Source organism: Propionivibrio sp., from assembly GCF_049316945.1.
In the GTDB taxonomy this organism is placed as follows: domain Bacteria; phylum Pseudomonadota; class Gammaproteobacteria; order Burkholderiales; family Rhodocyclaceae; genus Propionivibrio.
Genome location: NZ_JBMOJE010000004.1, coordinates 71,504 through 89,878, shown reverse-complemented (window position 1 = coordinate 89,878; position 18,375 = coordinate 71,504). Strand labels below are relative to the sequence as shown.

At 54.9% G+C, this 18,375-nt stretch carries 19 protein-coding genes; 13 read left to right on the top strand and 6 right to left on the bottom strand.

The window, feature by feature from the left end:
• Positions 1-181 (top strand): plasmid stabilization protein (locus ACOYNV_RS01965; protein WP_422898049.1); only part of this gene is annotated, 181 nt, incomplete at its 5' end.
• Positions 178-594, top strand: a complete 417-nt coding sequence (locus ACOYNV_RS01960) for a type II toxin-antitoxin system VapC family toxin (protein WP_422898048.1) — start codon at positions 178-180, stop codon at positions 592-594. The genes ACOYNV_RS01965 and ACOYNV_RS01960, both read left to right, overlap by 4 nt.
• 219 nt (positions 595-813) lie before the next feature.
• Here the strand turns inward: ACOYNV_RS01960 and ACOYNV_RS01955 are convergent, their stop codons facing one another.
• The gene (locus ACOYNV_RS01955) at positions 814-1,815 is read right to left on the bottom strand and encodes an integron integrase (protein WP_422898047.1); all 1,002 of its coding nucleotides are present in this window, start codon (positions 1,813-1,815) and stop codon (positions 814-816) included.
• Between the two features lie 168 nt (positions 1,816-1,983).
• Here ACOYNV_RS01955 and ACOYNV_RS01950 point away from each other — a divergent pair, with 168 nt between their 5' ends.
• The 7 genes from ACOYNV_RS01950 (at position 1,984) to ACOYNV_RS01920 (ending at position 6,672) form a co-directional block, all read left to right on the top strand.
• A complete protein-coding gene (locus ACOYNV_RS01950) occupies positions 1,984-2,259 on the top strand; it encodes a WG repeat-containing protein (RefSeq protein ID WP_422898046.1) in 276 nt (91 codons plus the stop codon).
• Between the two features lie 109 nt (positions 2,260-2,368).
• Positions 2,369-2,584: a hypothetical protein gene (locus ACOYNV_RS01945; protein ID WP_422898045.1), complete on the top strand. Its 216-nt coding sequence runs from the start codon at positions 2,369-2,371 to the stop codon at positions 2,582-2,584.
• 525 nt (positions 2,585-3,109) lie between these two features.
• Entirely contained in the window at positions 3,110-3,991 is an 882-nt protein-coding gene (locus ACOYNV_RS01940; protein WP_422898044.1) for a WYL domain-containing protein, read from the top strand.
• Positions 3,992-4,030: 39 nt separating this feature from the next.
• Entirely contained in the window at positions 4,031-4,786 is a 756-nt protein-coding gene (locus ACOYNV_RS01935) for a hypothetical protein (protein WP_422898043.1), read from the top strand.
• A 106-nt stretch (positions 4,787-4,892) separates the two neighbouring features.
• A complete protein-coding gene (locus ACOYNV_RS01930) occupies positions 4,893-5,354 on the top strand; it encodes a hypothetical protein (protein ID WP_422898042.1) in 462 nt (153 codons plus the stop codon).
• An 88-nt stretch (positions 5,355-5,442) separates the two neighbouring features.
• Entirely contained in the window at positions 5,443-5,994 is a 552-nt protein-coding gene (locus ACOYNV_RS01925; RefSeq protein ID WP_422898041.1) for a hypothetical protein, read from the top strand.
• Between the two features lie 105 nt (positions 5,995-6,099).
• A complete protein-coding gene (locus tag ACOYNV_RS01920; RefSeq protein WP_422898040.1) occupies positions 6,100-6,672 on the top strand; it encodes a hypothetical protein in 573 nt (190 codons plus the stop codon).
• A gap of 235 nt (positions 6,673-6,907) precedes the next feature.
• Here ACOYNV_RS01920 and ACOYNV_RS01915 read toward each other — a convergent pair whose 3' ends face one another.
• Positions 6,908-7,243 (bottom strand): hypothetical protein, encoded by a 336-nt coding sequence (locus tag ACOYNV_RS01915; RefSeq protein ID WP_422898039.1) that lies wholly within the window; start codon positions 7,241-7,243, stop codon positions 6,908-6,910.
• 225 nt (positions 7,244-7,468) lie between these two features.
• Between ACOYNV_RS01915 and ACOYNV_RS01910 the strand changes: the two genes are divergently transcribed.
• Both ACOYNV_RS01910 and ACOYNV_RS01905 read left to right on the top strand, forming a co-directional pair.
• Positions 7,469-8,233, top strand: a complete 765-nt coding sequence (locus ACOYNV_RS01910) for a GNAT family N-acetyltransferase (protein ID WP_422898038.1) — start codon at positions 7,469-7,471, stop codon at positions 8,231-8,233.
• A 63-nt stretch (positions 8,234-8,296) separates the two neighbouring features.
• Positions 8,297-9,451: a glycosyltransferase family 4 protein gene (locus tag ACOYNV_RS01905; RefSeq protein WP_422898037.1), complete on the top strand. Its 1,155-nt coding sequence runs from the start codon at positions 8,297-8,299 to the stop codon at positions 9,449-9,451.
• Positions 9,452-9,480: 29 nt separating this feature from the next.
• Here the strand turns inward: ACOYNV_RS01905 and ACOYNV_RS01900 are convergent, their stop codons facing one another.
• Complete coding sequence (locus tag ACOYNV_RS01900) at positions 9,481-10,107, bottom strand: ParA family protein (RefSeq protein ID WP_422898036.1); 627 nt, start codon at positions 10,105-10,107, stop codon at positions 9,481-9,483.
• A gap of 246 nt (positions 10,108-10,353) precedes the next feature.
• On the opposite strand from ACOYNV_RS01900, the gene ACOYNV_RS01895 reads away from it, so the two are divergent.
• Complete coding sequence (locus tag ACOYNV_RS01895; RefSeq protein WP_422898035.1) at positions 10,354-13,848, top strand: ATP-binding protein; 3,495 nt, start codon at positions 10,354-10,356, stop codon at positions 13,846-13,848.
• 21 nt (positions 13,849-13,869) lie between these two features.
• Positions 13,870-15,015, top strand: a complete 1,146-nt coding sequence (locus tag ACOYNV_RS01890; protein ID WP_422898034.1) for an HD domain-containing phosphohydrolase — start codon at positions 13,870-13,872, stop codon at positions 15,013-15,015.
• Between the two features lie 339 nt (positions 15,016-15,354).
• Here the strand turns inward: ACOYNV_RS01890 and ACOYNV_RS01885 are convergent, their stop codons facing one another.
• From ACOYNV_RS01885 to ACOYNV_RS01875, 3 genes are read right to left on the bottom strand one after another with little or no spacing between them, the layout of a single operon-like run.
• Entirely contained in the window at positions 15,355-15,837 is a 483-nt protein-coding gene (locus tag ACOYNV_RS01885; RefSeq protein ID WP_422898033.1) for a chemotaxis protein CheX, read from the bottom strand.
• Positions 15,834-16,205 (bottom strand): response regulator transcription factor, encoded by a 372-nt coding sequence (locus ACOYNV_RS01880; RefSeq protein WP_422898032.1) that lies wholly within the window; start codon positions 16,203-16,205, stop codon positions 15,834-15,836. The genes ACOYNV_RS01885 and ACOYNV_RS01880 overlap by 4 nt, the downstream gene beginning before the upstream one ends.
• A complete protein-coding gene (locus ACOYNV_RS01875; protein ID WP_422898031.1) occupies positions 16,190-18,256 on the bottom strand; it encodes an ATP-binding protein in 2,067 nt (688 codons plus the stop codon). The genes ACOYNV_RS01880 and ACOYNV_RS01875 overlap by 16 nt, the downstream gene beginning before the upstream one ends.
• Positions 18,257-18,375: the final 119 nt, after the last annotated feature.

The following is an 18,375-nucleotide window of genomic DNA, read 5'->3' as shown; positions in this document are numbered from 1 at the left end:
GCACAGTACCGAAGCCGAAGTCCGCGAGATTCTGGCCGTCGCGGTCAAGCCAGAGACCCGCGTTCGCCTCGGTGATGCCCTCGCAGCATTGGGCCGCCAGATCGGCCTTACGAACGAGGATTTCGAGGTCTTCCAGCTAGAGAGAGACAAGACGCCGGCCGAGCCGCTGAGGTTTGAATGATCGTCCTCGATACCAACGTCGTTTCCGAAGCGATGAAGCCCGAGCCGCACCCGGCTGTGCGGGCTTGGCTGAACAATCAAGCCGCCGAAACACTGTACCTGTCGAGCGTAACGCTGGCCGAGCTACTGTTTGGCATCGCGGCGCTTCCGTCCGGTAAACGCAAGGATGTGTTGACACAGGCCCTTGATGGTCTGATGGGGCTGTTCAGGGACCGGGTGCTTCCATTCGACACCGATGCAGCACGGCGTTATGCCGAGCTGGCCGTGAAAGCCAAGGTCGCCGGGCGAGGATTTCCAACACCCGACGGCTACATTGCTGCGACCGCAGCCTCGCGTGGGTTCATCGTGGCGTCACGCGATACGGTTCCCTATGAGGCCGCCAGCGTCATCGTCATTAATCCGTGGGAAGCGTAACGGAGTCCGGATGGCGGCTGGTGACACGACTGCTTCTGCCACCCCTACAGGGCAGGATTGGTCAGATATAACCGGACAAATTCTGCCGGTTTGGGCTCAAAACTGAAACCCTTCAGCCCAACGTTTTCTGTTTCTGAATACCTGAAAACCGTGGTCCCTGAGGTTTCAAATCCGCGATCTGACCCGGCTTACCCGTCGACTGCAGTTTTCAGGGAAGAATCAATTGACCGCAAGTTTATCCAGCGGGCTGGCGACACCACGCCCGCCACGATTCAATACATGCGTGTAAATCATCGTCGTCGACACATCCGAGTGACCCAGTAACTCCTGCACCGTGCGAATGTCGTAGCCGCTTTCCAGCAGGTGAGTGGCGAAGGAGTGCCGCAAGGTATGCGGGGTAGCGGGCTTGTTGATCCCCGCATCGCGTACCGCCTGCCGAATCGCTCGCTGCACGGACTGATCCTGCACATGATGGCGGCGCACCACGCCCGAACGTGGATCGACGGACAGTCCGGCCGCTGGAAAAACGTACTGCCACATCCATTCACGCCCCGCTGAGGGATACTTGCGATCCAGCGCGTAAGGCAGATGCACTTCGCCATGACCGCCGGCCAGATCCTGCCGATGCAACTCCCGCACCCGGTCGAAGTGAACGCGCAAGGCAGGCACCACGCTCGCGGGTAGCATGGTCACCCGATCCTTCGCCCCTTTGCCGTCACGAACAAGAATTTCACCGCGTTCGAAATTCACGTCCTTTACCCGTAAACGAAGGCATTCCATGATGCGCAAGCCAGTGCCATAGAGCAGCCTGGCGATCAAGCCGCTGCTGCCCTCCAGTCGGGAAAGCATGGCCATGACTTCGTCACGGGTCAGAACCACCGGCAACCGTTTGGGCGTCTTGGCCGACTCCACCTTGTCCAGCCAAGGCAATTCGACCCCCAGCACCTCCTTGTAGAGAAACAGCAGAGCACTCTTGGCCTGATTCTGGGTAGAAGCTGCCACGCGCCCGACGACCGCCAGATGCGTCAGAAATGCCTGAACCTCGTCCGCCCCCAAGTCCTTGGGGTGTTGCTTGCCAAAATGCCGGATAAATCGTTTAATCCAGTCCACGTAAGCCTGCTCGGTGCGGATGCTGTAGTGCTTGAAGCGAATCCTCCCCCTGACCTGATCAAGCAGTTTGGGTGCAGTTGGCGGTTCGGACTGTGATGGAATTGAAGACATTTATAGGCTCCACTAAATTTGGATAACTTCATGATCGAATTCAGCTTAGCACAAACTACTGGTGTTATATACAGCCTATTTGCCGGAATGAATTGCGTCATGACGCAAAGCATTCCGTCAAATAGGCGCCATACTTTACGTTAGGCCTTTTTTTACCAAGGAGATTTCATGCTCAAGAAGTTCGCAGTTGCAGCACTTTCTTTTTCGTTGCTCACTCTCAGCGGGTGCCAAACGACCGGCCCGAAATACCAGAACGTCCGGTCGTATAGCGAAGGTTTAGCGCCTGTACAAACCAGCGGCGGAAGGTGGGGCTTCATCAATGAAAAACAACAATGGGTTATCCCCGCCAAATTTGAAGACGCAAAAGAGTTTCAAGGTGGTAAGGCCGCTGCAAAGCTGAACGGCAAGTGGGGTTTCATCAACAAGCGCGGCGAGTGGCTCTAACGCGCTCATCCATTCGTTTTGCCCGTGCCTCGATGCCGGAAGAGGCACGGCAGTTTCACTGTCCGGCACTATTTTTTGAGGAGAACAAACATGGCTAAAGGCGGCGGTGGTGGTGGTGGCAGCAGCGGTGGCAAAGGTGGCGGCGGCGGAAAAGGTGGCTCTGGTAGCAGTGGGGGTGCCGGGAAAGGCGGAGGTGGGGCTGGCAAAGGTAGTGCTGGTGGCGGCAAGGGCACTGGTGCGCCTGGTGGCTGGCCAAGCACCACTGGCAATCCTTCTGGCGGCGGCAGGGGAAATGCACCTTCCTCCAAGACATAAGTGCAATTGAGTGTGGGCGCTTCGTAAAAATGTCAGCAAGGCCTAACCCATCATTCAACACGGACTGGCGCGATAAAGCCGCGCCAGCCGGTTAATTCAGACGTTAGGCCTCACGGCGATCATGGCATCCTTGTCTTCGCTTCTTGGCGGTCTCAACCTCAGTCAGGCTGGAGCGCCCGTCGATATTGGCTCTCCGCAAGGCACCTCTGAAGGTCGCCGTTTCATGCGGGTCTCAGGCGTGCTTTTCTCGGGTGCTCATCCCGCCTCGCGGGCTCCGTTTCATCCGGCGCTTCTGGGGGTTCCGATTCGTTTTGGGTCGGCGGCAATTCAACGGTGGTTTTCCTTTGTCATTTCACCGTTTGCGCTTCAAAATGGCGCGGTGAAACCATCTTCCTTACCAACCCAAAGGCCTAACCCGGCAGTCGAGGGGACGCCGAAAAAGCCGCCGCTCTTCGCTTCATCCCGCCTCGCGCGGTGCCCCTCACTTCTACGTTAGAGGGGCTACTCCCATGCCAACGAAACTTCAGGAGGCGCTATGTCTTTGTTATATCTAATCGCTGCGGGGGTCGCAGTTTGGCTGTTGTGGCGAATGTTTTCACACAGCGCATCCCGCAAACCGGGAAACCCCGATACCACGTACGAAATCCCAATCACAGTAAAGGTGACATACGAGACTGACGACAAGACCAGAAGTCCCGACACCGACGATGACAAGGACAATTGGGAAGGTAGCTTTTGGGAAGTGCAGCAGCCTTTTCCGGCAAAGGCGACTCTGCGCATCAAATATGAAGATGGCGCCGGAAAACAAACTGAGCGAGTTGTTGACGTTCGGCAGTTTGGAACTGACGTAAATGGAAATATTCTTATCGGCCACTGCCGCATGAGAAATGCAACTCGCACGTTTCGAACGGACAGGATCAAGAGGTGTATCGACGAAGAAACCGGCGAGATCGTCAGTGACGTATTCGCGTACCTTCGAGAGAAATACGATAGTTCCCCAGAGCGCACACGAGATACCCTTATCGAGGAGGAATACGACACCCTTCGCGTGTTGCTCTACGTCGGCAAAGCTGACGGCCAGCTCAGAGCACCAGAAAAGGCGATTATCCGAGAAACATGTCGGGCGTTGGCTAACGATTCTCGAATTACTGACGCCATGATTGACGAAATATTCTCAAGCCTTGACGCGCCGACCCTTCACGCATTCAAGTTAGCGGTTGGGCGTATAGGAAAATCAGAAGCCGCGGCACGCACCCTGCTGATGAAAGCGGCAGAAGACATGGTCGCCACACAGAAAACAGTACATCCCGCAGAGAAAGAGGCGCTGGAATACATGCGAAAGCGATTGTTTGAGCCCGCTTCCCTTCCCGATGAAGGCCCCTCTAACCCGGCAGTCCACACGGACGCTGCGCGATAAAGCCGCGCAGCGCCGGTGACTTCTACGTTAGAACTCACTATGCAACCGACAAAAGTTACCGAACGTATTAAAGCCAAAGCACTGGAACTGCTTGAGCAGTATCCCGAGGGGCTACGATATTCAGAACTGCACGGGAAAATTCTGGCAACGGATGGCAGCTTCAAGCCGAACACAATTAACGGCTGCATCTGGAATCTTGACGCCACGTACCCAGAAAAAGTCTACAAGCCATCCAAGGGTCTGTTTCGTCTTTTGAAGGACAAACCAACTGAGATAGAAGTACTGACACCCTCACCCGCAACGACCGTGACTACCAGTAAAGTCAAGGAAGAGGACTTTTACGCACCTTTCGCTGACTGGCTCAAGAATGAAATTGAAGATGTAACACACGCCATTCCGCTCGGTGGAAATAAGTTCAAAGACAAGTGGGGAACCCCCGACGTTATTGGAAAGCGCGAATCAATGCGCAGCGACATTATTAAAGGTCCGACAGAAATTGTGTCGGCTGAAATTAAGACTGAAACTTTTCAACTTGTCACTGCCTTTGGGCAGGCGTGTGCCTACAAACTGTTCAGCCATAAAGTCTACCTTGTCGTTCCGCGCCAGTCTCAGACCGAAGAAATTTCACGCCTTGACTCTCTATGCCAAATTTTCGGTATCGGTTTGGTAACCTTCGACGCTGAGTCTCCCGCAACTCCTGATTTCAGAATTCGGGTGCGCCCGGTCAGGCATGAACCCGATCTTTTCTATACAAACAGAAACATGGCCCTCATCGAAAAAGAGTTGTTTCCGTGAGTTCTAACAATTCATTCCAAGGGACGCGCCGCGATAAAGCCGCGTCGCGCCCCTGAATTCGGACGTTAGCACCAGCCATTCACATCAACCACACGAAGGAGTTTTAATGAAAGCCAGCATCTACGCCATTACGTTTGCCGCCGCGATCTCTAGCGTCGGCTGCTCCACAATCACCCAGAGCGAGAATCAGTCTTTGTCGCTCACAGCCAGCTACCAAGGCAAGCCGGTTGATTCTGAGTGCCGACTGAAAAATGACAAAGGGAGTTGGGATTCAAAAGCGCCAGCAAACGTAAGCGTCAGGAAATCCAACGAAGACCTTGAGGTGACCTGCAAGAAAGAAGGAATGCCTGACGGCCTATTGAAAGCCATCTCACGGGCAGCGGGATCAATGTTCGGGAACATCATCTTTGGTGGTGGCATTGGCGCGATCATTGACCACAGCAAAGGCACCGGCTACGACTACCCAGATCAATTGCCGGTGAAGATGGGGGAATCTGTCGTAGTTGACAAGAAGCCTAGTAATCAACAAACCGGTCAACAAAGCTGTCCGCCCGGACAACAGTGCTAACACTGCGCTCCAGAGGGACGCTGCGCGATAAAGCCGCACAGCGCCCCTGAGCTCTACGTTGGGCATCACCATTACAAGGGAGTAAATAGTGAAAAAACTACTCGTACCTGTAGCACTAGCGTCTATGTTGGTAGGCTGTGCCGTACAACCAATTCCTCTGCATGATCGCGCTGCAGAATCGTATCAAGTGCCACTCCACAAATTGATTGTTGATAATCTTTCGACCGAATCAAAAATCGGAGTCAATGATGTTGTTTATGTAAACGGATGGGCGCCAGCGCACTCTGGTTTTAAACCACCACTCAACGAGTCATTTGTCTCGAAAATCAAGAACTCGATAGTTGCAAACGGCGAGTCTGGCCGTGTGGATGTCTCTGTGCTTAGGGTTGGCTTTTTTGTCGAGAAGAACGTCGCTGACGACGTCGTGTTTGTAGGTTTGTTCATGGTGGGCAGAGAGCGTGGGTTTAAGTGTGACGCCGATGTCAATGTAAAAACGGAACGTGATTCTCAGCGGCTAACGCTTACCCATGAGATACGTCGCTCGTACTTTGACGATCAAGAGCAAATTCGGCAGTTCATTGAAACGTGCCAGACCGATCTCATTCGTCAACTGGCTCACTCAATCAAAAAAGCGATCTAGGGGAAAAATGCCCAACCCATCATTCCAAGGGACGCGCCGCAATAAAGCCGCGTCGCGCCCCTGAATTCAAACGTTAGGCCGCACGCTTTACCAACAGGAGTCCATGTGGCGATCAATATTTTCGAAGGCGCAAGACGTATAGCCCTATTGTTGGGAGGAGGGGCGGCAGTCATCACTGTGCTAGTGGCATTCAATCAGGACGCCTATTACCATGCAACGTATTCTTTAGCCGCCCCAAATGCTTCGTTCAGAAAGACTGACGGTGGCTGCCCAAGTGAAGGCAGAGAAATATTTTTTGATCACAAGACTTCTAGCGAAAAGAAAGTCAGTGTGTCGGTCTGTCTTGTGCCGATGACCTTCAAAAACGAGAATAAGGAAGAAACCGAACTCATTCCTTATAAGACAGATGCAGACGGTATGACGTGGGGGGCAAGACCTTATAGCTCTGAAATCTCTACCTACGAAACGCAGGTGAAGAAACGTTTCACGATGACAGCGACTGATGAGGAAGCTTCTATCAAGGAAGCATCAAAAAAGTGGCGTAGTCAGTTTGCTGAGGCTATGGGCTATTTGGCTGCTGGGTTGGCAATTTTCGGTGCGTTCGTTTTGGCCATAGGTTGGATCGTGCGAGGATTCCTTGGTATTCCACGTGGTATGGATAAGCGCCCAGATTTATGAAAGTCGGTTCTGGTGGGACGGCAGTAACCAGCCTAACACTGCGCTCCAAGGGATGCAGCGCGATAGAGCCGCGCCGCGCCCCTGAGCTTGGACGTTAGCCCTCACGGTGTTCATGTCTTTCTCTGCGTATTTCTTCGGTTTCTTCAACGTGCATCGGCCTGCAACGCCCGTGGATATTGGCTCTTCGCCTGCCTCTTCTGTAGGCCGCCGTTCTATGCGGGTTGCAGGCCTGTTCTCACGTGCGGCTGGCGTTGATTTTCTTTCTCGTGCGCAACGCTCGGCGGAGGCATCGTGTCTGCCGGCTTGGGCGGCGCAGACCGCTGATGCCGAGGTCTTCGCTGCTGCTGGCTTCCAGTCTGAACAGGAGAGTGAGCATGGCGGGCAGTTCATGGCATGCCTGGTGGTCATGGTCGGTCGTTTGACAGTGAGAGAAATCGCCGTCCATGACGCGCCTGACAGCAGATTTGTCAGCCAGGCTGAGTCCACAGCGACCGGCGATGTGTGCGATTACCCGGCGCAGGTCCTGGATATCATCGGAAACATGGGTTACACCCGGAATTGTCAGGTTCATGTTCATCCTTTCGATGGGTTGCATGCTGCTTGTGGCTGGTGGAAAGCCAGGCAGTTCCGACAGGATGAATGCCTTCTGTTGCAGTAATGTGAAGGCAGGTTTGATCAAGGTACGGGCCGCAGCCTGGGGCAGGGAAGCTCATTAAACCAAAACTTAATCAGAGCGCAATCCCGCTGTAATGTTACTTGCCTAAAGTCTGACCACCGGATAACCAGGGGAAAGACCATGACCACGACGTTAATCAGCACACAGCAGCAAGCCAAACCCTCCCGCCACAGACTCTCGGTTGGCATCGCAGAAAGCGTGCGCGAGATTCATGAGGCGCAAAAGCTGCGTTACCGGATATTTGCCGGTGAACTCGGCGCCAACCTGCCGACCCACACGCCGGGCGTCGATCAGGATATTTACGATGCCTATTGCGAACACCTGGTCGTGCGCGATGAAAACTCCGGTGCCGTGGTTGGCACCTACCGCATCCTGTCGCCGGAAAAAGCGCGCCAGGTCGGCAGCTACTATTCCGAGAATGAATTCGACCTGTCGCGATTGCAGCATCTGCGCCCGCGCATGGTCGAGATCGGCCGCTCCTGCGTGCATGCCGACTACCGCACCGGAACGACGATCACGTTGCTGTGGGCCGGTCTCGCCAAATACATGCTGGAAAATCGCTACGACCACCTGCTTGGCTGCGCCAGCATCAGCATGGCCGATGGCGGCCATGCTGCAGCAAGCCTGTATTCGCGGCTCGGCGAGCATATGAGCCCGCTCGAATACCGCGTTTTCCCGCGCTGCCCGCTGCCTCTGGCCGCCTTGAGAAATGATCTCCCGGCTGAACTTCCACCGCTGATCAAGGGTTATTTGCGTGCTGGCGCTTACGTCTGTGGCGATCCGGCCTGGGATCCGGATTTCAATACCGCCGACCTGCCGATCCTGATGCCGATGTCGAGAATGAATGCGCGTTACGCCAAGCACTTCCTGGGGAAACAGGACTGAACCATGCCGGCTATAGCGCCCAATTGCCGGCCGTCCTGACTTGCGTTTTACCGGGATGATTTGATGCCGCGACTCGATCTTGCCATCGTTACCGAAACCTACCCGCCGGAGGTCAACGGGGTCGCAATGACCATTGGCCGCCTCGTTGAAGGTCTGCGCAAAAATGGCCATCGCGTGCGCCTGGTCCGGCCCCGGCAAAATGCGATCGACGCGCCGGTCATCCCGAAAGACAGCTGCAGGGAAAATGACCTGGTACTTCCCGGCTTCCCCTTGCCTGGTTATGCCGGCCTGCGTTTTGGCCTGCCGGCCAAGCGGCGTCTGTGCGCAGCATGGCGAGAACATCGCCCGGATGCCGTTCATGTCGTGACCGAAGGGCCGCTCGGCTGGTCGGCCGTGGCGGCTGCACGTTCCCTCGGTATTCCGGTGACTTCGGGTTTCCATACCAACTTTGATCGCTATAGCCGACACTACGGCATGGGCTGGCTGCAGCCCACCGTTGCCGCCTATCTGCGCAGCTTTCATCGGCGTACGCGGGCGACGCTGGTGCCGACCGACACGCTGGCGGCCAGTCTGGCCGGGGAAGGTTTGTCCGGCGTGCGCGTGGTTGGTCGGGGTGTCGATGTCGAGTTGTTCGATCCGGCCCGGCGAAGCAACGCCTTGCGCGCCGAGTGGGGCCTGGCCGGCGCCGATTTGGCGGTGCTTTACGTCGGCCGTGTCGCCGCCGAGAAAAATATCGGACTTGCGCTACGGGCATTCACCGCGATTCAGGTGCACCGTCCAGGCGCCCGCTTTATCCTGGTCGGTGACGGGCCGCTACGCGCCAAAATGCAGCAGCAGTTTCCGGCACATCACTTCGCCGGGCAGCGACTGGGCTGTGATCTGGCGACGCACTATGCCTCTGCCGATATTTTCCTCTTTCCCAGTCTGACCGAAACCTTTGGCAACGTGACTCAGGAAGCCATGGCCAGTGCGCTTACCGTTGTCGCATTTCGCAGTGCGGCGGCGGCCCAGATGATCGTCGATGGCGAAAATGGCCGGACGATTACTCCCGGCGACGACCTGGCGTTCATTCAGGCAGCAGCGCTGGTGGCGCAGGATGGCCAGGCGCTGCGCAAATTGGGGGAGCGTGCTCGCCAGAGTGTGGGGGCCTGCACTTGGGGCGCTGTCTCATTACGTTTTGAGGCGGTACTGCGCGAAGCTATCAATGTTGCTGCCTGATGAACAATCGGGCCGATTCAGAAACTGGATTAGCGCCGGCTGACCAGCCAGTCCAGCAGCGGCCGCCACTGATCGATCTCTTTAGCCGCTGTTCCATGGGTGTCAAATAGCGTCGTGCCCGTATCAATGGCCTGTACGTAGCGCTGCGCGCTGCGGATGCAACTCACCAGCGGCAAATCAAATTGCTGCAAGAACTCGACAAGTTGCTGCGAGGAGAGTGTCCGCTGATCAACGCGCATGCCGACGATGGCAATGCCGACCTTCTCCTTGCGAACCGCCTTGATTTCGGCCAGTTCTTCAAAAAACTCGCTACTGGCGAGCATGTCAAAGCGCGAAGGCGAGACTGGAACCACGACGCGATCAACTTCCGAAAGCATTTTTTTCAACGGCTTGCCATGCAGGCCGGCAGGGGTGTCAAGGATCGCCAGGCTACAGTCGCCTGGCGGCTGGGTGACTTCGCCGCCGGACAGATTCCAGTGACGGATTCTGGGCAAGGATGGCGGTCGTAATTCCAGCCACTGCCGGCTCGATTGCTGTCGATCCAGATCGCCCAGATAGACCACCTCGTCCGAGCGTGCAAACCAACTGGCAAGGTGGACGGCTACGGTCGATTTGCCACACCCGCCTTTGGGGTTGGCGACCATGAAAGTGCGCATGAAATCCTGTTTCCCGTGGATGATTCAGTAAGTATTTAAACGATATATACAGTTTATCCATTTATACACTCAGGGATATGTTTGAGCAAGACGCAATGCGGGATTTGCTATTCGATATATTTTGAAAGCTGCTTGTTCGACACCTTGCCAATGATGAGCACTTCCGGCCCTTTCCTTTGTCCCGTGTAACCAAACTGCAATCTCGACTGTTTAACATTGCTTTTTTGCACCCACGGAGTGTCAGGCATGTCGATTCTCAATCCTGCGGCTCGTTGGGTCAGTCGGTTGTCCTTTCGCAACAAGTTGCGTGCCACCTCGCTGGTCTTTAGTGTTTCATTACTGGTTGCACTAGGCGTCATCCTGGCAGGACTCGGATCGCGTGTGTCTGTGGTGCAGCACGAACGTGAGGCGCTCGCCGTACAGATTCCTGCACTGAGCTTGTTGGCCAACCTGCACCAATACCTGGCGGCCAGCCAGGCGGTACACGAGGGCGCGGAGCAACTTGGAGGACTGGTGCAAGCCCAACGCGAGCGCACCGAGCGTGCCTTGAAAAGCCTGGAGTCGGCGGTTGCCGAACGTCCGCTTCTGGCTGGAAAACTCACAGCAAATACAACATGGCTGGCCAACTGGAATGAGGCTTTTCAGCGAGTCGATGGCAGCGATGCAGAAGGCGTGGCAGAACTGCATTCGCAAATGAGAACAGCGCTTCGAAACGAACTCGACAAACTGAACGAAAGCGCCGGACTTCTGGTCGACGGCGATACCTCGTGCAGCCGCTTGATCGACATCATGACGGTTAGCTTACCCGAACTTATTGACAATACCGGCCAAGCCGCCCGACTCGGTTCCGTCGTCCTCGTCAATCAACGACTCAAGAGCAGTCGGCGCACGGAACTGACCCTTCTGCGCGGAAATTTCAACGCGCTGGTCCAATTGAGCATGGACAAAATGCAGAAGATCGCTCGCGAGCATCCAGGCATGGCGGCGAATCTGGAGGACGCCAGCAGTCGCTTGAACACCGCTTATCTGAGCGTTCAGGAAGCGATGACCACCAAAATACTCGATACTATCGACTTCGATATGATGCCGGCGGCTTACCTTGAACTCACCGGGGCAGCTTTCGATCAATCGCTGGCGGTGACCGGCACGTTGCTGAAAGATGCCGACCTGATGCTGGCGGATCGCCAGGCGCTTCTTGAAGCCCAGCGCAATGCGGTGGTGGTGGCCTTGGTACTAATTCTCTCGCTGGTCATCGCCGGCTTTGTTATTTCCTATATTTACATCATGCGCGGTTTGAAAGATCTTTCCGATGCCGTGAGCACCATGGCCTCAGGCGACCTGAGCGCACGCGTGAAAATCACGACCAGTGATGAATTCGGCGCCGTCGGTACGCAGTTCAACAGCATGGTTGAAAGCCTCGCGCAACGAACGGCGCTGCTGCGCGAAAAAACGAACGACATCCACAACATGCTGCAGCACATGCCACAGGGCATCCTGACGATTGTTGCCGGGGGCGCCATTCACCCCGAGTATTCCGCTCATCTCGAAACCATCTTTGAATCAAGAGAAGTGGCGGGGCAACTGGCTATCGACTTCATTTTTGATAACGGAAATTTAGACGCTGATGCGCTTTCCAAGGTGAAATCGACAACGTCAGCGTGCATTGGCGAAAATCGAACCAATTACAATTCTAATTCACACCTACTGCTCGGTGAGGTCAAAAAAACGATGCCGGATGGACGGATCAAGTGTCTGGAACTGAACTGGTCGCCCATATTCGACGATGCTGACACGGTCGAAAAAATCATGGTTTGCGTACGTGATGTAAGTGAGTTGCGGCTAATGGAAGCCAAGGCCGAGCTTCAAAAACGTGAAAACCTTGAAAATCTCGTTTTGAGGCGTACCGACGAACTCAGCCAAGCCCTCGATTTGGCCAAATTGGCCGACCGAGCAAAGGACGAGTTTCTCGCCAACATCACTCATGAACTGCGCACACCGCTCAGCGCGGTGATCGGCTTTTCGAGCCTGGCGCGACCCTTGTGCACAGACCCTATTCAACGCGAGTATCTCGACAAGGTCAAAAGTGCCGGAAAGACGCTCTCCGGCATCATCGACGATCTGCTCGACCTGTCCAAGATTGTCGATGGTCGCCTGGAGTTTGAAACCGTGCCCTTCAGTCTGAACCAGCTTGTTGTGCGCTGCAGTTCGGTGGTCAGTTACCGAGCGGAAGAGAAAGGTCTGAAACTTGTCGAGCGGATTGATGCAGAGATTCCCGATGTCCTGGTTGGCGACAGCTTGCGCGTGGAACAGATACTGCTGAACCTGCTAAGCAACGCTGTCAAGTTCACAGCAGCCGGCAGGGTAGAGTTGCGCATCGGTCTGCACGCCCGTGAAGCGCATCGCGTGTGCCTGAAAATCGAGGTGGAAGACACTGGAATCGGCTTGCGCGAAGAAGAAATCGAACAGATGTTCAAGCCGTTTACGCAAGCGGATGCCTCCATTACGCGCAAGTTTGGCGGCACCGGCCTCGGACTGGCGATCTGCAAACGTCTGGCGGAATTAATGGACGGTGACATTAAGGTCAGCAGCCAAGTTGGCTGCGGCAGCACCTTCCAGGTCAAGCTCTGGCTAGCTCTGGGAGAGCCAGGTGACCTGTCTGCCGCGACCAAGGAAGATCAGGAATCATCCTCGGTGCGCTATAAGGATGTGCGCATATTGGTGGTGGATGACCAGCCCTTCAATCGCGATATTGTCCAAGGGCTGCTCGCTGTTGCTGGCATCCATCCAAATCTGGCGAAAAATGGTCGGGAAGCGCTTGACATCCTCTCGCACGGATCGGAAGTCTATGATCTCGTCCTGATGGACATCCAGATGCCGATCATGGACGGCCTTGCGGCCACCCGCTTGATCCGCAAAATGGATCGCTTCGCCAAGTTGCCGATCATTGCCATGACGGCGCATACGATGGCACACGAAAAAGCCAAGAGTTTTGACGCCGGGATGAATGACCATATTGGCAAACCTTTCGACGAAGCGGGCTTCTACCGCGTGCTGGCGAAGTGGATTCCTCGCAGCAAGCAACGTCTGCCTGCCGATACTTCCGACACACCGGCATCGGCGACTGCGGTGTGCAGTTTTCCGCCCCTGTATGGCGTCGATACCCAGGCTGGATTGGCCCTGATGCAGGGTAACGAAGAACGCTATCGGCACTGGCTGAGCGATTTTGTTGAGGCAGCGCCCATCGCGATGTCACAAATCCGGCTGGCCCAGGCCGCCTGCGAGCCCGAGCCGGCCAGCAAGGCGGCTCATGACCTGAAGGGACGCATGGGCTTGCTTGGCATGAATGCGTTGCACGCCATGGCGGCGGCCCTCGAAGGGGCGATTGACCGAGCAGAACCAGCAGATGTGTTGCTGCTTGTTCTGGAACGAGGCGTCGCCGATATGTGCGCTGAAATCCAGAGTGGGATTGGCTTTGTAGCAAGCACAGCCCCGGCCACCCAAACATTACTTGAAAAGCGACCGGCGGGCTTGCCGCCGGCCTCCGTTACGCGACTGATCACCCGCTTGGAGGCAGGCGATAGCGGCTGCCGCTTGATTATTGCCGAGTGCCTGGCTGAACTCAAGGACACGGCCTGGGCGAAGCGGTTAAGTGAAGCGTCTATTCATATCCGTAATTTCGACTTTGTCACCGCAACAAGTCTGCTGGCGGACGAGCGGCAAGAAGAAACTCAAGGAGTCTGAGTCATCAAAAAACTGATTCTTTTGATTGATGACGATCCTGCGGTACTGGAAATTCTCGATAATATCCTGAGTCCGTATTTTCAGATACGCATCGCTACGCTGGGCAAAAGAGGTCTTGAAATGGCACGCTTGCAACCCTTGCCTGACCTTATTCTCCTTGACGTCAAACTACCCGACATCCATGGTTACATCGCCTGCGTGGCGCTTAAGCAAGATGCGCTGACGGCAGCTATTCCGGTCATTTTCCTGTCCAGCTATTCCGATGTGGGCAACATCACTCATGGCCTTGAGCTCGGTGCCGTGGATTATGTAAGCAAGCCGGTGGTGGCACCGATCCTGCTGGCACGTATCAAGACGCATTTGCGTTTGCGCAGAAGTAGCGATTTGTTGCGCAACCAGAATCTGAACCTGGAGTCGCTTATCCGTAAGCGAACAAGTGATCTTGAAACCAGAACCGCCGACCTGGAAAGGCGAACGACGGAATTGCATCTCAGTCATGACCTCACCATCGTCGCTTTGGGCACGATTGCCAAAACACGTGACAACGAAACCGGGAAACACATTCAACGTACCAAGTCGTACGTCCAGGTTATCGCAGACCGGCTGGCGCCGCTGCAACGCTATCGGGATACCGTCACACATGAGCAATGGACGCAGATCTGGAAATCAGCACCCTTGCACGATATCGGCAAGGTGGGGATACCCGACCACATCTTGCTCAAGCCGGGCAAGCTGACGACGGAAGAGTTTCAAGTGATGAAGCAGCATCCGGTTATCGGGCGTGATGCCCTACGTATGGCCGGCAAGGGCATCGGGCTGGAATTCTCCTTTCTTAGTGTCGCCAAAGATATTGCCTACGGCCACCATGAACGCTGGGATGGCACCGGTTATCCAGAGGGCATTAAGGGCGAGGCGATTCCACTCGCGGCACGAATGATGACTATCGCCGATGTTTACGACGCCATGATCAGCAAACGCGTCTATAAACCTGCACTGCCCCACGCCACCGCCATCGAGGCTATTCGCGATGGACGCGGTGGGCATTTCGATCCATCACTGGTAGATTGCTTTCTTGAAGATGCTGACGAGTTCCATTGCATCGCGTCGAGATTCAGAGATGAAAAAGATGAAACTGAAGATGTTGTAGAAGCTTTGGAAGAAAATTGACATGAGCAATACAGTCAACTGGTAGTGGGTTTCGATTCATGAATTTACGGGTAATACATTTCAGGATGTAGTTGAAGGTCATATACGGTTTCAATTTCGGGGCCGGCCCCCAACTTGGTATCGAAAGATGCGACAAGACAAATTCAGCAAAATTCTCTTGCGCCAAATTCGTCGAAATCGATTGCCACTGCTTTCTTTCTCCATTTCTCACCCAAAAAATGAAACGGCTCATTGCGAGGTGTGAGACTATTCACTAAACAGTAGCAACCCTTGCCAATAGAGGGCCCAGACAAATTCTTGATGTTTTCGAAAACCCGCTACCCGTTGGAAGCATCTTGTTCAGGCGGATTGAGCCGGACTAATATGGACCACCAGCCCGGCTTCGTAATTGCGCCAGGAAAAGGGAATCGCGTAGGGGGCTGACTTGGCCTGTCGTTGAACAAGGTGAGTGCGGCCGGCGAAGGCAATGGGGGTGGAGATATCGAGTGTTTCACCGAATTTCATGCGCGCCCGTCCGGAAAACTGATTGGCAATTTCGCCGACGATATCCAAGTGTTGCTCCTCGCCATACTGCCCCTCACCCGAAAGCAGCAACACGTGTGAAAGCAGGCCACGTGGCGCTGAAAAGCAGACGGTGCCGACATAGCCGCCACTGATCATGATGAGTCCGTTAAAATCGTTCCATAGCACAGGATCCTGTGATTCCTCCAGCAGGTAAGCCGAACGGACGAAGGCCGGTTCGCCGCTGATACTGTCAAAAAATTCGGTGACGGTTTTCGAAAAGAGTTCGATATGTTCCGGGCGCAGTTCATGGATGGTCATACTTTTAACTCCAGAAGGGCATTAAGTAACTCTTCGTCGCGAAACGGCTTGAGAACGAAGCCGTGAGCACCTTTCATCACTGCGCGCAGGGCGGTTGTTCGATCGGCGAGCGCAGACACAACCAGAATGCGGACTTCCGGAAGCTGTAATACAAGTGCTTCGATGCAGGCTTCACCATCCATTTCTGGCATGGTCAGATCCATGGTCACCAGATCTGGCTTCAGTTCGCGCGCTAAATCAAGGGCACGAAGGCCGTCCCCTGCCAAGCCACAGATTTCAACATCAGCAAGGCGGGAGTCGGCGACCAGCCGGGCGATACGATTGCGAATGACGCTGGAGTCATCAACGATCATCAGGCGAGTAGCCATCGATTATCCTTGAAAAGAAACGCAAAACGGGTATAAGAATTCGAGCGGGAGCTAATCTGCAAACGGGCACCCCAACGCTCGGCAATATCCTTGACAACCGAAAGCCCCTCACCGCGACCGGCGTGCGTATTGGCTTCATTGAGCGAACTGAAACCGGGGGTAAAGATCAGGGTAACCACGTCCTCGTCGCTCATCAATGCAACTTCTTCGGCGGTCTTGAGCCCTTTTACGATGACTTGCTGACGCAGCACGTGTGCTTCGATACCGCGACCGTCATCCTCGACCGCGATGACCAGATGCCCCTGCTTGCCAACGTCAAGTGTGCAGCGGATGACACCCTCCTCGGGCTTGCCCGACAGCAGGCGCTCTTCAGCCGATTCGATGCCGTGCGCAACGGCATTGCGAATAAGTTGCGGCAAAGCCTCGCGAAGCACGCGAATCAGCGAACGTGGCAAATCGGCCTCGGGTAGAAGAGCTTCGAAGCGCACTTTCTTATTGAGATCGTTGGCGACCCGTAGCGTAAGTTGCTCGATCTGGCGGATGACATCATTGAGTGGCGTTTCCTCGACTGGCTGCCCCTGGCGTGTGAAATTCAGGAGGCGTGAAACGACCCGTCTGACCTTTTCCACGTCTTCCAGAAGATCGTTCATCGCCACGGCAACGGGAATCAGTTCGTCCCCTGAAATCTCCTTCTTGCCGCGTAATGGGGAAAGAACATCCTCGAATGCATGCGCTGCCGTCTCGATCGAAATCAATTCTAGCGTCCCGGATTCACCCTTGATGCCATGCACAACACGCGCAATCTGGTTGACCAGTTGCTGATAAGCAACGTTTGACGGGCTGACCTCCTGCAGCGCCTGGTTGATGCCTAGCAGACGTTCATTGGTTTCATTCAGGAAGGTGGATACGGTGACAGGGTCATTGTCGAGCAGCCCAAGCAGCGAATCGACGTCTGACTTGGCTTTGGCCTTCGCTCCATCGAGTTCTCGTGCAAGCACTATTTTCTCCGTGATGTCTGATACGGAAACGAGCAGGTATTCGACGCGTCCTTCGAGCAACACCTGTTGAAACTCGAAATCCAGATAGCTGAGTTTGCCGTTGGCCATCTCAAGTTCGACTTCGCGCAAAGGATTTAACTGCTTGAGCAAAGCTGGTTTGACCCGTTCATTGAAGAGAACCGTGATGAAATCTACTGCCATTTTGGCTCGTTCATCCGGCATGCGAAGATTGAGATAGCCAAAAAAATTGTCGCCAGCCGAGAGCTTGCAACCAAGCAAGGCGGCGGTGGATCTTGACTGCTGTGTGCGGACATCACCGTCACGTTCCAGCAGGAAAAGGCCCTCGCGGACTGTACCGAGGATGCGCTTAGTTTCCTCCTGAGCCTCCATCGCGGCGCGGTCGCTTCTGGAGAGGCTGCGAAGGAACTTGAACACGATAAAGACGAAGTTGGCAAGAGCAAGCAGCATGGCGATTAGCTGGACCCTCCGCATCTGCTCAGCGCGATTTACAGCCATACTCTCGAGGTGCTTGGTCAGATCGTCAGCCTGCTGCATCAGCTTGATGTTGCGCGCTACAACCTTGTTCGCCGCGATGTCGATGTCCATCGGCATCGGCTCGACACCTTGTGAAAGCAAGGGCTCGATCGTATCCGAAAGCGGCTTCCAGTTATGGGACAACTCGACGAGCAGGGCACGCGCCTGCTCAATCCGGGCAAGATCATCGAATATCTCGCGTTTTGGCTGGTTAACATCTTCCTGCAGAGTAACAAGCGCATGGTTGTGTGCGGTGTAGGCTTCGGATATCTGGGCAATACTGGTTTGTGTAGGCATTCCGTCCTGCGATTCCTGCTTCAGTGACAGGACTGCCTTCGCCAGTTGCTGAGAAAACACCCGCATATCGCCAGCGAGGTTAATACGGCTGGTATCGGCTTCAAGCAGGCGAGATGATTGATAGTTGAAAGCGAGCACACCCATGTCGATGACGAGGAAGAGTGCGATGGCCAATACCAGGTCGCGGTATTTTCCGAGCAGGCCGGAGAATCGAAGCTTCATGATGGCACCCTGAAATTAAGACAAGAGACCATAGTACGAAAATAAGATTACGCCTTTGTGTCATTGGCGTTTTTGAATTAATCAGGAATAGGCGAAAGCCGGTTCTGGATGTCGCCAAC

Coding starts and splice junctions, on each gene's coding strand:
- ACOYNV_RS01900 (WP_422898036.1), bottom strand. CDS start 10,107: ATGCGCACTTTCATGGTCGCCAACCCCAAAGGCGGGTGTGGCAAATCG.
- ACOYNV_RS01895 (WP_422898035.1), top strand. CDS start 10,354: ATGTCGATTCTCAATCCTGCGGCTCGTTGGGTCAGTCGGTTGTCCTTT.
- ACOYNV_RS01935 (WP_422898043.1), top strand. CDS start 4,031: ATGCAACCGACAAAAGTTACCGAACGTATTAAAGCCAAAGCACTGGAA.
- ACOYNV_RS01930 (WP_422898042.1), top strand. CDS start 4,893: ATGAAAGCCAGCATCTACGCCATTACGTTTGCCGCCGCGATCTCTAGC.
- ACOYNV_RS01905 (WP_422898037.1), top strand. CDS start 8,297: ATGCCGCGACTCGATCTTGCCATCGTTACCGAAACCTACCCGCCGGAG.
- ACOYNV_RS01915 (WP_422898039.1), bottom strand. CDS start 7,243: ATGAACCTGACAATTCCGGGTGTAACCCATGTTTCCGATGATATCCAG.
- ACOYNV_RS01940 (WP_422898044.1), top strand. CDS start 3,110: ATGTCTTTGTTATATCTAATCGCTGCGGGGGTCGCAGTTTGGCTGTTG.
- ACOYNV_RS01955 (WP_422898047.1), bottom strand. CDS start 1,815: ATGTCTTCAATTCCATCACAGTCCGAACCGCCAACTGCACCCAAACTG.
- ACOYNV_RS01875 (WP_422898031.1), bottom strand. CDS start 18,256: ATGAAGCTTCGATTCTCCGGCCTGCTCGGAAAATACCGCGACCTGGTA.
- ACOYNV_RS01885 (WP_422898033.1), bottom strand. CDS start 15,837: ATGACCATCCATGAACTGCGCCCGGAACATATCGAACTCTTTTCGAAA.
- ACOYNV_RS01960 (WP_422898048.1), top strand. CDS start 178: ATGATCGTCCTCGATACCAACGTCGTTTCCGAAGCGATGAAGCCCGAG.
- ACOYNV_RS01950 (WP_422898046.1), top strand. CDS start 1,984: ATGCTCAAGAAGTTCGCAGTTGCAGCACTTTCTTTTTCGTTGCTCACT.
- ACOYNV_RS01880 (WP_422898032.1), bottom strand. CDS start 16,205: ATGGCTACTCGCCTGATGATCGTTGATGACTCCAGCGTCATTCGCAAT.
- ACOYNV_RS01910 (WP_422898038.1), top strand. CDS start 7,469: ATGACCACGACGTTAATCAGCACACAGCAGCAAGCCAAACCCTCCCGC.